Source organism: Streptomyces sp. SID3212 (assembly GCF_009865405.1).
Taxonomy (GTDB): Bacteria; Actinomycetota; Actinomycetes; order Streptomycetales; family Streptomycetaceae; genus Streptomyces.
In genome coordinates this window covers 1-12579 of record NZ_WWJY01000579.1, presented here as the reverse complement: position 1 = coordinate 12579, position 12579 = coordinate 1, and the positions used below count along the sequence as shown (strand labels likewise).

Below are 12579 nucleotides of genomic sequence, written 5' to 3'. Positions count from 1 at the left end.
GGGTTCTCCCCGCGCAGGCGGGGGTGGTCCGGAGCTGCGCCTCCGCCACGCGACGCTCGACCTGTTCTCCCCGCGCAGGCGGGGGTGGTCTGCGCGACTTGGTCTGCAGGCAGTTCACGGCCCGTCGCGGGTGCGCCCGCCGCTGATTCGGAAGTCACTGTGTGCGGAATACCGCTGGGGCGTTTTCGATTGGCTTCCCTGTGGCGTCGAGGGAGGAGGCTTAAGGCGGTGACGGACCTGAAGCTGTTTCGGCAGGCTGATGATGGTCGTGACGTTGAGCTGGTCGGCTCGACGGTTGCGTTGGAGGCTGAGCTTCAGCGTCGGGTCGAGGCGGGCATGGACGCGATGCTCGGTATCCGTTTCCTTGCGTCGGAGTACCCGACGGGACGGTGGCACCGGGGTCGGATCGATACGCTGGGTCTCGATGAGAACAACGTCCCGGTGGTGATCGAGTTCAAGAGGGGATCGGACAGCGGGGTCCTCTCCCAGGCCCTTTCCTATCTGACCTGGCTGTCCTCCGCGCGCTTCGAGTTCGAGGCGTTGGTCAGACAGAAGTTGGGCTCCGGGGCGGTCGAGGCGATCGACTGGCGCAACCCGCGAGCCGTCTGCATCGCGGCCGGTTTCTCCCACCACGACAGGGTGGCGGCTCTCGACAGTCCCCGGCCCGTCGACCTGATTCGCTACCGCGTCTTCGACGGAGGGCTGCTCAGCTTGACGCTGCTCGAGTCCGCAGGCGGATCGGCCGGTTCGCTGCCGCCCCAGAAGCGGAGACGAAAGGCACCTCGTGGGTCGGGCAACGGGGAAGGGCGGGAAACAGCGGACATGACCGCCGAACCGGCGCCGGCCTGTCTGCGGGACCTCTACGCCGAGTTGGACGAGCTGCTCACTGCCTGGGGTGAGGTCGAGGTCCGGAGGCTGCGGCACTACGTCGCCTACCGGCTGATGGTGAACCGTGCCTCGCTCGTCTTCCGTCCCGCGCACCAGGCGATCCTGGTGTACCTGATCCTTGATCCGGACACCGTCACGCTGGAGGAGGGCTTCACGCGCGACATGCGCGGTATCGGTCATCTCGGCACAGGCGACTTGGAGGTACGGATCGCGGGCGCCGCCGACCTGGACAGAGCCGAGCCGCTGATACGGCGGGCGTTCGAGGCGGCATGACCGATGGCAAAGGACGGCAGGCGTATCGGTTCCCGGTGCTCCGGCCGCCCTTTCGGCATCTGCGGTCCGCCGTTCCGGCGGCGCTGTTCTCATGATCACTCCGGTCCTGCCAGGACGAAGTCGTCCTGGGTCAGCTTCGCCCGGAGCCTGCCTTCGGCGACGCCGACGTAGTGGTCGGAAAGTTCGACGCCGATGAAGTGACGCCCTTCACGGAGTGCGGCAACTCCGGTGGAGCCGCTGCCGGTGAACGGGGCGAGCACGGTGCCGCCTTCGGGACAGATCTGGACGAGTTGCTGCATGATCTCGACAGGCTTCTGGGTGATGTGGACCCGGTCCTTGCGGGGCTGGGAAGCGACGAAGTAGCCGGGCAGGTACAGGTCCCTGGTGTGGTCGAGGCTGCCCTTGACGCCCCAGGTGATGAACTCGGACGCCTGCTTGAAGCCGCCCTTGCGGGGCCGGCTGGCGGGCTTGCTCCATGGGATCGTGCCGGACCAGGTCCAGCCCGCCATCTGCAGAGCGTCGGACGTGGTCGGCTCCTGGCGCCAGTCGGCGAACACCATGGCGACCGAGTGTTCGGTGGAGGCCCGGTACGCCTCGGTGAGCAGGGCGGTCAGCCAGGACCGGTAGCTCCGCTGGTCGCGGTTCTCGCCGGGGAAATTCTGCAGGTCGTGGGCCGATCCGCTGATGACGTACTTGGCCCGTGCGGTGCGGCCGGTGCGGTCCGAGGTGGTGCGTCCGCCGGAGTTGTAGGGCGGGTCGGTAATGAAGGCGTTGATGCTCTCGTCAGGGAGGGTCTTCAGCACAGTGAGGGCGTCGCCTCGGTGCAGTGTGGAGCTCATGTGCGGGGCCTCTTTCAGGGCACTGCGGGAACGGGCCCGCTCCGGATACCACTCAACAGCGATCGGTGCGGGTGGGGTTGCGCCGGAGGGTAGCCGTGATTCCCGGCGCAACCCGCGAACCGCACGGTGCTCGGGCCTGGATGCGTGGGCTGTTTGGGGCGGCCGGAATCCCGGTCTACTGTCCTGCCACGTCACCACAACAGAGCCCGATCCCATCGGTGCTGACCTGTGCTTATCCGTGTTGGCCCGTTCCGAAAGGCCTGCGCGGAAGGGCAGTTGGTTCCTCGTTCCCGAGCCCGTGAGCAGACCGGATGTACTCCCTGAGATTACGAGCGCGGCCATGATGACAGGCAGCAGGAGTTGACGGATGTGTCGGCAGATCGACCATGAGAAACTTGGAATTCGTGTGCGCCCAGAATCAGCTGGCTTAGGCCGACGGTGTTCGCCCCGCCATCCGGCGGACAGCCTCTTTGTACCCCGGCCGCGGCGCTCCACGGCAGTGTGGCCGGTGTGAGATCGGCGCGGCCCTCGGCGGTTTACGGCGAAAAACCGGAGCCTGTTCCCGCCGCACGCGAACGCTTCTACGCTGGAGGTTTTTCGTACGGCCCTCACTCACCCCTGAGCCAAGGTCCTAGCTTCGGACGCGTCATCGGGTCGGTGGCACCCGCCACCTCCCAATCGTCGCCCAGGCCATGACGTGCCCGCCGACAGCCTCGACTGCGGCGAGCACGTTGTCCCGTTGGCGTTCGGGAGAGGTGGTGGCGGCGGACATCTGCGAGAGCTGGCGGACACCCACTAGGCAACGACCACATCCGTCGTAGGCTCGTTCGATCACTCTCTCCGTCACACCACACACCTCCGCCGTATGTCCTTAGTGGCGGTACGTCTCCAGCAGGCGGAGCCAGATCTCGCTGATCGTGGGGTAGGCCGGGACCGCGTGCCACAGGCGGTCGATCGGGACCTCGCCGACCACCGCGATCGTGGCGGAGTGCAGCATCTCGCCGACGCCCGGTCCCGCGAAGGTGACGCCGCGCAGGATCTCCCGGTCCAGGTCGACGATCATGCGGGCCCGGCCCGTGTAGTCGTCGCCGTACAGGCTCGCGCCGGCCACCGAGCCGATCTCGTAGTCGACCGCGCGGACCCGGTGGCCCGCCGCCTCCGCCTCCGCGAGCGTCAGGCCGACCGAGGCCACCTCCGGGTCGGTGAAGACGACCTGCGGCACCGCCGCGTGATCAGCCGTGGCGGCGTGGGCGCCCCAGCGATCCGTCTCCAGCAGGGGGACCCCGGCGGCCCTGGCGGCGATCGCGGCGCCCGCGATCCGCGCCTGGTACTTGCCCTGGTGGGTGAGGAGCGCCCGGTGGTTGACGTCACCGACCGCGTACAGCCAGTCGCTGCCCTCGACCAGGCAGCTGTCGTCCACCGTGAGCCAGGAGCCGGGCCGCAGGCCGACCGACTCCAGCCCGATGTCCTCGCTGCGCGGGGCGCGGCCGGTGGCAAAGAGGATCTCGTCCGCCTCGACACGCTCGCCGCCGTCCAGCACCACCGTCACCGGGCCCGTGCCGCCGTCGCGCTCGACCGAGGCGACGGAGACGCCGTAACGGATGGTGGCGCCTGCCTCCGTCAGCGCGCCGGCGACCAGTTCCCCGGCGAAGGGCTCCATCTTCGGCAGCAGCCCGCCGCCCCTGATCAGCAGCGTGACCTGGGAGCCCAGCGCCTGCCACGCGGTGGCCATCTCGACCCCCACCACGCCGCCGCCGACCACCACGAGCCGCCCGGGGACGTGCTGCGAGCTGGTCGCCTCGCGGCTGGTCCAGGGCTTGGCACCGGCCACGCCCGGCAGGTCGGGGACCACGGCGCGGGTGCCGGTGCACACGGCGACGGCGTGGCGCGCGGTGAGCACCTGCTCCGTACCGTCCGGGCCCTTGACGACCACCCTCCTGGAGCCGTCCAGCCGGCCGTGGCCACGGTAGATGTCGGCGCCGATGCCGTCGATCCAGCCGACCTGGCCGTCGTCCTTCCAGTGCGAGGTGAAATCGTCCCGGCGCGCCAGCACCGCGGCGGCGTCCAGGGGGCCTCGTACCGATTCACTCAACCCGGGCAGCTTTCGCGCCTCCGCCTGGGCGATCGCCGGTCGCAGCAGCGCCTTGCTGGGCATGCAGGCCCAGTACGAACACTCGCCGCCGACCAGTTCGCTCTCCACCACCGCCGTGCGCAGGCCCGCGGCCCTGGCCCGGTCCGCCACGTTCTCCCCGACCGGTCCCGCACCGAGCACCACGACGTCGTACTGCATAGCTTCACTCATGGGGTCAGTCTGGTCCCGGACCCCTGACATGGCCACACGATCGTGGGGAACGGTCGAGGAATACGGCGGTGCCACACGCCGTTCCATCTGGCGGCTTCCCCCGGAGAGCAGGAAGAGGTATCAGGTCATGGCCACTGTGGAACTCACCAAGGAGAACTTCGACCGGACCGTGTCGGAGAACGACTTCATCCTCATCGACTTCTGGGCCTCCTGGTGCGCCCCGTGCCGCCAGTTCGGCCCGGTGTACGAAAGGGCCTCGGAGCGTCACGGAGATCTGGTCTTCGCCAAGGTCGACACGGAGGCGCAGCAGGAGCTGGCCGCCGCGTTCGACATCCGCTCGATCCCGACGTTGATGATCGTCCGCGAGAACGTCGCGGTGTTCGCGCAGCCGGGCGCGTTGCCCGAGACGGCCCTGGAGGACGTGATCGGCCAGGCCCGCGCGCTGGACATGGACGAGGTACGCAAGTCGGTGGCCGAGGCGGACGCGAAGGGCGCCGAAAGCGCCTGACGGCCGGGAACTGGCTCGGGTGGTGATCCGGGTGAGAGGGGACGGGCGGCGCCCGTCCCCTCTCGTACGCCCGGGAGGGCGTCCGTCCTAGACCGCGTCGACCACCAGGGCCGACAGGCCGTAGTCCAGCTCCTCGCCGTCCACGAGCAGGGCCTCCACCGTGCGCGTCTCGGCGTCGATGTCGGCCTCCATGCCCTCGCCCGCGTACCGGGGATACCCCGAGGCTCCGAGGTCGCCCGTCGCCTCCACCACCGCCGACCGCAGGGCGCTCGCCGGCTCCTGTGGGCCCTCGTGGCCCTCGGCGTACTCGGGGACCAGCAGGATCTCGAAGCGCTGCGGCACGATCGTCATAGGCATGACGCTAGCTGGATTCGCGGGGTACGGCCCTCGCCCCCATCAGATCGTGACGTTCCGGTTCTCCGCCGGGGTCGCGGACCACGCGGTCTACCAGCTCCGCCAGCCGCTGCCCGGTCACCAGATCCACCCGAACGGTCGAAAGGCGGGGCCGGAGCAGCCGGCCGAGCAGCAGATCGTCCGCCCCGATCACCGAGGTGTCCCCCGGGACGTCGATCCCCTCGTCCTGGAGCGCCCGCATCAGCAGCATGGCGTACTCGTCGTTGTACGCGTACACCGCGTCCAGGCCGAGCGAGCGCCACCGTGCGGCCAGGGCCGCCGCCGACTGTTCGGTGTACGCGAGCGGTACGGGCTCCACGTGCGCCCCGGAGGCCGCGGCCGAGGCCCGGGCGCCCGCCAGGCGTGGCTGGGAGAAGAGCCCGAGGCCCGGTTCCTCGGGCATCACGACGCCGATGCGGCGCCGGCCGCGCTCGATGAGGTGGGACACGGCCCCGCAGCCGATCTCGCGCTGGTCCATGACGAGCGCGTGCGCGCCCGCGACCCGCTGGGGACCGAGGGTGATGACCGCCTTCGCGCCGGAGCGCTTGAGGACGTCCACGCCGTGCGGTGTCAGGGAGATCTCGCCGAGCGAGACGACCGCGACGGGCCGCAGCTCCGCCCAGGCGCGGGCCGCCCCGTCGCCGTCGAGTCCGAGGCTGCCGTACTGCACCACGGTGTAGTCGAGGCGGCGCAGCGCCCACTGGAGTTCGTTGAAGAACGTGCTGTACAGCGGGCCGACGGGGGTGTGGGCCGAGGGCAGGAGCACCATCCTGGTGTGCCCGGAGCGCAGGCTGCGGGCGCCCGCGTGCGGCACGTAGCCCAGTTCGTCCGCGGCCTCGCGGACCTTGCGGCGGGTGGGTTCGCTGATCCGGACGGCCGCGGCGTTGTTGAGGACGTACGAGACGGTGGCCCGGGAGACTCCGGCCCGTCGCGCGACGTCGGTACTGGTCGGAACGGCGCGCTCGGGGGGCTGACTCATCGCTCTCGGCACCTTTCCAGGCGGGTTCGCGGCGTGATCCGGCGAAGTGCTCCTGGGTAGTACGCAGTTCAAGAGAAGATGACTCAACGCCCGCTCGAATCACTTCCGGCGGGTCGGTTGGCGGCGGATCGGTTGCGGCGGGTCGGCTCGCGGCGCGCCGGTCAGGCCGGGTCCTCCGCCCGTACGCGACCCGTCCGCACCGCCTCCACCAGGGCGCGGTGGTCGCTCTCGTTCTGGTCCGCGTAACTCTCGGCGAACCCGGTCAGGGCACGGTCGAACGTGTCGCCCCCGCCGAGGTACGCCGCCACGGCGATCCGGTCCCCGGACCGGGCGTGCGCGCGGGCCAGGGTCGCGCCGCAGAGTTCACCGAAGGCGCGCATCCCGTCCGGCACCATGATCTGCGGCACGACGATGCCCTTCCAGTCGTGCAACTGCCGTACGTAGAAGTCACGTCGCTCGCCGTCCAGGCCCACGACCCGGTCCCAGCCGAGGAAGATGTCGCCGACGGCCTGCATGAGCCGCTGGCCCGCGACGACCCGCTGCCCTTCGTTGTCGTACACGCTCGCGCCGACGTGCTCGCCGAGCACCGACTCGTCGGCCTGTTTGGCCTGGAGGATCAGCGGGTCCTCGCCGTCCCTGCCGAGGAGCAGGATGATCCAGCAGCGGGTCCCCACGCTGCCCACCCCGACGACCTTCCTGGCCATGTCCACCACGCGGTACTGCCGCAGCAGGTGCGCGCGGTCGGTGGACAGCGACTCGCCGTACCGGGCGACCAGCTCGCGCAACTGCCGCTCGACCTCGTCGCGTTCGGCGCCGGGCAGCATGTTCTCGATCGGGACGACCAGGGGCGGGTCGTGCACGAACCGCCGCTCCCCCTGGACCACCTGGGTGAGCTTCTCGAACGCCTGGAGGTTGTCCTTGGTCCGCGCCTTCGACAGGGCCTTCGTGAGCCGCCCCCGTCCCCGCTTGTCGAGTCTGCGGTCCGCCAGGGCCTTGATCTGGTCCGCGTCGGCCCGGGCGTACCACACGTCGAGATTGCCCTGGCCGGCGAAGAGCCGGGTCCGTTCGCGGTACGAGCGGACCGTGGCGCGCACGATGTCCTCCCGCACCCCTGGTGCGTAACCGTTCTCACGGCCGGCGATCACCAGGCTGGTGACGAGCCGTTTGACGTCCCACTCCCAGGGGCCTGGCAGGGTCTCGTCGAAGTCGTTGATGTCGAAGACCAGTTGCCGCTCGGGGGACGCGAGCAGCCGGAAGTTCAGCAGGTGGGCGTCCCCGCACAGCTGGGCGGTGAACCCGGAGCGGGGGGTGGCGGCCAGGTCCCCGGCCATGACGGCGGCGGCGCCCCGGTAGAACCGGAACGGCGACTCCGTCATCCGGCCGTACCGGATCGGTACGAGCTCGGGCACCCGGGAGGCCGACTGCTCCTCGATCACGCGCACGGGGTCCCGCCGCGCCGGGGCCGCCTCGTAGACGGCGTGACTCGACCGGGGGGTGCGCTTGCGGGCCGCCCGGCCCAGGTCCGCGCGCTCGCGCGGCGACAGGTGGGCGGTGCCGTTCGGGGTCCCGCTGCCCTCGGCCATGGCACGCTCCCGTTCCTGTCCGGTCCATCCGGTCCGTCCGGTCCGTCCGGCTGTGATCTCCCATTCTCCGGACGCGGGTGCGGACCGCATCTCGGCCGGGACTCACTCGTGACAGCGCGCGACCACGTGCCCTGCCCGCCCCGCCGGCTCCAGGTCGCGGTCCCGGAGCAGGACGGACAGCCGCTTCCCCCACTGCCGACAGGCGCGTACGAAGTCCTCCTTCCGGTACTCGACCACCAACACCACGTCGTCGTACGCCCGTGCGTACGCGCCGCACTCGTCGTAGCGCGCGCACTCCTCGGCGACGGCGAAGTCGAAGCCGACACTGTCGCCCGCCCCGGTCATCTCGGCCGCGTTCTTCTGCCCGAGGGCCAGGCCCGCGTGATGGGCCCGGGTGGCGAGCCGCCGGGCGAACGCGATCGCCTGGCCGCGTCCTATCAGCCCGTCGGAGCGCAGGTACGAGTCCAGGTTGTCCGCCTCCACGGCGTCGAACCCCCGGTCGGCGCAGCCGTCGATCCAGCCGCCGACGATCCCGGCCAGCCGCCTGCGCCGGTCGGCGGTCCTGATGTCCAGCAGCGGCTCGTCCCACTCCTCGTCGACCACCAGCGCGTGGTCCGCGTCGCGCAGCAGCAGGTCCGGATGGTGCTTCCGCCACCACCCCACGGCGTCGGGCTGGGCCTGGAAGGCGTTGACGTAGCAGATGGAGTACGCGCCGGGGGCGGGCGCGGCCGTACGGTCCCGCACCACCGTCGAGACCCCGGCGGGCAGGTCGTACGGACCGCCGAGCTGGTAGTCGAACGGATCCCCCGCATCGGGCGGGCGCACCACGGGACCGGCGCGGGAGGTCTCGCCCGCGCCCGCGCCGGCGCCCGCACCCTCGCCGGAACCGCCGCCGCACCCGGTGAGGAGCAGCACGAGACAGAGGAGGGCCGCGCGGAGCGAGGTGAGGAGGACCGTGGAGCCCGGCCTCCCGGGTCCGGCTCGCCCCCGGGAGACGTACGGGACGTGGACGTACACCGTCAGACCAGCCTCCTGATCTCACCGCGCACCCGGTAGAAGCCCGACGACGCCGGGTGCAGCGCGTCGACCACGTACCGCGTGCCCGCCTGGCGCATCCCGCGCGGGAACTGCACGTTCCACGACGGCTCGAAGCCGTCCGAGACGACGTGGACCCGCAGCCGGGACCCGTCCTGGACGCACTCCACGACCACCCCGCCGGCCGGCGGGGAGGTGACGGTCGCGACCGTGGCCGCCGGGGTGTAGGTGGGCAGCGCCGCGGCCGACTTGATGTCCGCCGCGACCGGGACCGTACCCTGCTGGGCCGCCTCGACGGCGGCGGGGCTCGCGTCGACGCACACCAGGGAGCCGTCCGTGGTGACCATGTACAGCTTGTCGTCGAAGAACTGCATGGACAGCGCAGAGCCGCCGCCCGTCCCGAGCTTCCACAGCCGGGTGCCGTCCGCGTCGAAGCAGTACACCGACGACGAGCTGTCGCCCGCGAAGACGAACCGGCCGCCGGGCGCGGTCGCGCACGCGTACACGGCGGTGTCGCAGCGGAAGGTCGCCTCCACCACGCCCGTGGCCTTGGACAGCCGCTGCACGACGTTCTTGGCCGTGCCCGCGTACACCGACGCGTCCTCCTGCCAGCCGAACAGCACCTGACCCGGCGTCGGGGTGTGCCACAACTCGCCCGAGCCGTCCGGCGCGTAGGCCGTCACGCCCTTGTGGTGCCCGTGGTAGACGGCCCGTTCGTCGGCGCGGACCATCCAGCCGTGCCCGCCCGTGGACTTGCGTGCCCACTGGTACTCGTCCTCGTGGTCGATGACCGTCAGGCCGCCGGCGCCGTCGGAGACGTTCAGCACCCCCTCGTGGATGTCCAGCCAGAAGATGTCCACGTCCGCCGCGATGTCGTACGCCGCGAACGGAAGCTTCGAGGAGAGGTCGTAGACCTTGCCGTCGTCGCACCCCGCGTAGATCCAGAAGTCATCCGCCACCAGGCACTTGACGCCGTCGGGCAGCTTGTAGCGGGCCAGGACCTCACCGCCGTGGCTGACGGTGTAGACGTCACCGGACTGGTTCCCCACCCAGCAGCGGTCCTCGTCCACATGGATCCCGAAGGCCGCCGCGCCGGTCCTGAACCGCCACAGCACGGGGGCCACGGACCGGGCGGTGGAGGGCGCCGAGGTGACCTGGCGGCGCGTCACCGACCGCGCCGCGCGCTGCCCCTGGACCGCCGGCGCGTACCCCTTGCGGACCTTCTCGCCTATCTTCTTGGCCGCCGCGGCCTGGGCCTTCGCCTCGGTGGGGAAGGAGGAGGTCTGCAACTGCCCGCTCGCGCCGATGCGTCCGTACCGTACCGACACGACCGTCCCGTCCACGGTCACCTCGTAGAACTTGTGCGCCCCTTCGCCGTCCTGCGACAGCTCCAGATACGTGGTGGTACGAGACATGGCGGTTCCCTCCCCGAGATGGACCCCGGCGCTCCGTACGCACCGTGTCCGACAGGGAGAACGCTACGAGACACCACTGACAACGCGCCCCGGGCACCCGGCTCCTGGCGGCACGTTCTAACGTCATCCGGATGACGACCTCTTCGCACTCCCGTGCCCCCGAGCCCGACCGCGACTTCCCCGGCCGCACCGGCCCCTCCGCCACCACCGAGGCCGACCCCCGTCATGTGGGCGAGGTCCGCACCTCGTACGCCCCGGAACACGACGGTGACCCCGACCCGGGCGAGATCGTCTGGACCTGGGTGCCGTTCGAGGAAAACGACGGCCGGGGCAAGGACCGCCCGGTGCTCGTGGTCGCCCGTGAGGCGGCCGGCACCCTGCTCGCCGTGCAGCTGTCCAGCAAGGGGCACGACGGCCACCGGGACTGGGTGCCGATCGGGGTGGGCCCGTGGGACCGCGCGGGCCGTGAGTCGTGGGTGGCGATCGACCGGGTGATCCGCGTCCACGAGAACGGGATGCGGCGGGAGGCGTGCGCCCTGGACCGCCAGCGCTTCGGCCTCGTCGTCCACGCGCTGCGGCTGCGCTACGGCTGGAACTGAGCCGGGGCCGCCGGCCGGGGCAGCCCTACGGGAGCCGGCCGGCGAAGACCCGCCGGAACGCCCCCAGGGTCGTCGCCCCCGGTGTCCGGTCGAGCACGCCGAAGACGATCTCGTCGAAGTGGCCCGCGAACCGGCCCCCGCCGGTGAGCGCCGCCCGGAACGCCTCGGCCACCTGGGACGGATCGTTGCGGAACACACCGCAGCCCCAGGCGCCGAGCACGAGGCGGCGGTAGCCGCCCGCGACCGCCGTCTCCAGCACCCGTTCGGCGCGGGCGGCGAGCGCCGCCGGGATCCGGGGGACCTCGTCCGGGGCGGAGCGGGCGATGACCCCGGCGTTCGGCGCCGCCGAGGTGAGGAAACCGACCTGGTACGGGGCGGCCAGGAAGCGGCCCCGGTCGTCGCGGAACACCGGCACCCCGGGTGAGTGAATCACCCGGTCGGTGTAGAACGGGCTCCGGTTCGCGCGGTGGTGCGCGTAGAACTCCGGTGCGCGCAGCAGCGTCGTGTAGAGCGCGGAGGCGCGGCACAGGGCCTCTTCCTGGGCCTGCGCGCCGTTCAGATACCCGCCTCCCGGGTTCCTGGCGGAGGAGAAGTTCAGCACCGCGACGGCTCCGGCACCCGACCGGGTGAGCCGGCGCGCCGCGTCCAGGCTGCTCTCGCCGGTGACCTCGAAGGACGGCGTCCTGTCCGTGTCGGGAGTGACGCCGACGGGCTCGGGGCCGTACATCTCCGTACCGGCCAGTGCCGTGTCGAGCGCGGAGCGTATCCGCACGTCACGGCCGTCCTCCGCCCGGTAGCCGCCCGCCCTGACGACGTCCTCCGTCTCCTTGGCGATCCCCCGCAGCCGTGCGCTCATGCGAGGCATCGTGCGTGAAGGATCACGGACGGGGCAACCGAATTTCTGACGAAATGATGACCCCAGGGGCACTCTTGTGCGAAGCGGCGGGAGTGGCTTTAGGTTGGACCGGAGTGCTTCGCCCCGAACCCGTGGCGGAGTCCGGTCAAGATCTTCGACAGGAGGATCCGACCATGCCATCCGATTGTTCGACCGACGACGGGCAAGCCCTCGGCGAGACAGAGGCCGAGGACCTGTTGCGCGGTATCTGCTTCAAGACGGGCCCGCCCCGGAAGGTGGGGGTGGAGCTCGAATGGATCGTCCACGACCTGCGTGACCCTGAACGACCTGTGCCCACCGGCCGCCTCGAAGCTGCCTTCCGGAGCCTGCGGGAGCTGCCTCTGGAGTCGGCACTGACCTTCGAACCCGGCGGCCAGCTGGAACTCAGTTCCCGGCCCGCCTCCTCCCTGATGGAGTGCGTCGCCTCCGCGTCCGCGGACCTCGACGCCGTACGCCCCGTGCTCCGCGAGGCGGGGCTCGTCCTCGCCGGGTACGGACAGGACCCCTGGCGCTCACCGGACAGGTTCCTGCGCGAGCCGCGGTACGACGCCATGGAGACGTATCTCGACCGGATCGGCACGGCCGGGCGGGCGATGATGCGGACCACGGCCTCCGTCCAGGTGTGCCTGGACGCGGGATACGAGGAGCCGGGACCGCTCGGGTACGGGCGGCGCTGGCAGCTCGCCCATCTCCTGGGGGCGGTGCTGGTGGCCGCCTTCGCCCACTCCCCCCTGCGGGAGGGGCGCGAGACCGGCTGGCGCTCCACCCGGCAGGCGATGTGGACGCGGCTGGACCCGGCCCGTACGACCGCGCCGGCCACCGGCCGCGAACCGCGCGCGGCCTGGGCCGCGCACGCCCTGGACGCGCCCG

12 protein-coding genes are annotated in these 12579 nt (G+C 71.2%); 4 read left to right on the top strand and 8 right to left on the bottom strand.

Annotated features, from left to right (window positions below; all coding sequences use genetic code 11):
• Nucleotides 1-228: 228 nt before the first annotated feature.
• Nucleotides 229-1161: a DUF5655 domain-containing protein gene (locus GT042_RS17235; protein WP_161309600.1), complete on the top strand. Its 933-nt coding sequence runs from the start codon at nt 229-231 to the stop codon at nt 1159-1161.
• A 95-nt stretch (nt 1162-1256) separates the two neighbouring features.
• Here GT042_RS17235 and GT042_RS17230 read toward each other — a convergent pair whose 3' ends face one another.
• Nucleotides 1257-2000: a DNA methyltransferase gene (locus GT042_RS17230; RefSeq protein ID WP_161309599.1), complete on the bottom strand. Its 744-nt coding sequence runs from the start codon at nt 1998-2000 to the stop codon at nt 1257-1259.
• Between the two features lie 871 nt (nt 2001-2871).
• On the bottom strand, nt 2872-4302 hold the full coding sequence (locus GT042_RS17225) for an NAD(P)/FAD-dependent oxidoreductase (protein ID WP_161309598.1): 1431 nt from the start codon (nt 4300-4302) through the stop codon (nt 2872-2874).
• Nucleotides 4303-4429: 127 nt separating this feature from the next.
• Here GT042_RS17225 and trxA point away from each other — a divergent pair, with 127 nt between their 5' ends.
• Nucleotides 4430-4810 (top strand): thioredoxin, encoded by a 381-nt coding sequence (trxA, locus tag GT042_RS17220; protein WP_161309597.1) that lies wholly within the window; start codon nt 4430-4432, stop codon nt 4808-4810.
• An 87-nt stretch (nt 4811-4897) separates the two neighbouring features.
• On the opposite strand, the gene GT042_RS17215 is transcribed toward trxA, so the two are convergent.
• The 5 genes from GT042_RS17215 to GT042_RS17195 form a co-directional block, all read right to left on the bottom strand.
• The gene (locus tag GT042_RS17215; protein ID WP_161309596.1) at nt 4898-5161 is read right to left on the bottom strand and encodes a hypothetical protein; all 264 of its coding nucleotides are present in this window, start codon (nt 5159-5161) and stop codon (nt 4898-4900) included.
• A 10-nt stretch (nt 5162-5171) separates the two neighbouring features.
• Nucleotides 5172-6182: a LacI family DNA-binding transcriptional regulator gene (locus GT042_RS17210; RefSeq protein WP_161309595.1), complete on the bottom strand. Its 1011-nt coding sequence runs from the start codon at nt 6180-6182 to the stop codon at nt 5172-5174.
• Between the two features lie 161 nt (nt 6183-6343).
• Entirely contained in the window at nt 6344-7765 is a 1422-nt protein-coding gene (locus GT042_RS17205; RefSeq protein ID WP_161309594.1) for a DUF2252 domain-containing protein, read from the bottom strand.
• Nucleotides 7766-7867: 102 nt separating this feature from the next.
• The gene (locus GT042_RS17200; RefSeq protein ID WP_345943807.1) at nt 7868-8782 is read right to left on the bottom strand and encodes an endo alpha-1,4 polygalactosaminidase; all 915 of its coding nucleotides are present in this window, start codon (nt 8780-8782) and stop codon (nt 7868-7870) included.
• A gap of 2 nt (nt 8783-8784) precedes the next feature.
• Entirely contained in the window at nt 8785-10215 is a 1431-nt protein-coding gene (locus GT042_RS17195; protein WP_161309593.1) for a WGR domain-containing protein, read from the bottom strand.
• Nucleotides 10216-10346: 131 nt separating this feature from the next.
• Between GT042_RS17195 and GT042_RS17190 the strand changes: the two genes are divergently transcribed.
• Nucleotides 10347-10814 (top strand): type II toxin-antitoxin system PemK/MazF family toxin, encoded by a 468-nt coding sequence (locus tag GT042_RS17190; RefSeq protein WP_161309592.1) that lies wholly within the window; start codon nt 10347-10349, stop codon nt 10812-10814.
• 25 nt (nt 10815-10839) lie between these two features.
• Here GT042_RS17190 and GT042_RS17185 read toward each other — a convergent pair whose 3' ends face one another.
• Nucleotides 10840-11670, bottom strand: a complete 831-nt coding sequence (locus tag GT042_RS17185) for a TIGR02452 family protein (protein ID WP_161309591.1) — start codon at nt 11668-11670, stop codon at nt 10840-10842.
• 173 nt (nt 11671-11843) lie between these two features.
• On the opposite strand from GT042_RS17185, the gene GT042_RS17180 reads away from it, so the two are divergent.
• On the top strand, nt 11844-12579 hold a 736-nt coding region (locus tag GT042_RS17180), incomplete at its 3' end, for a glutamate-cysteine ligase family protein (protein WP_237530880.1).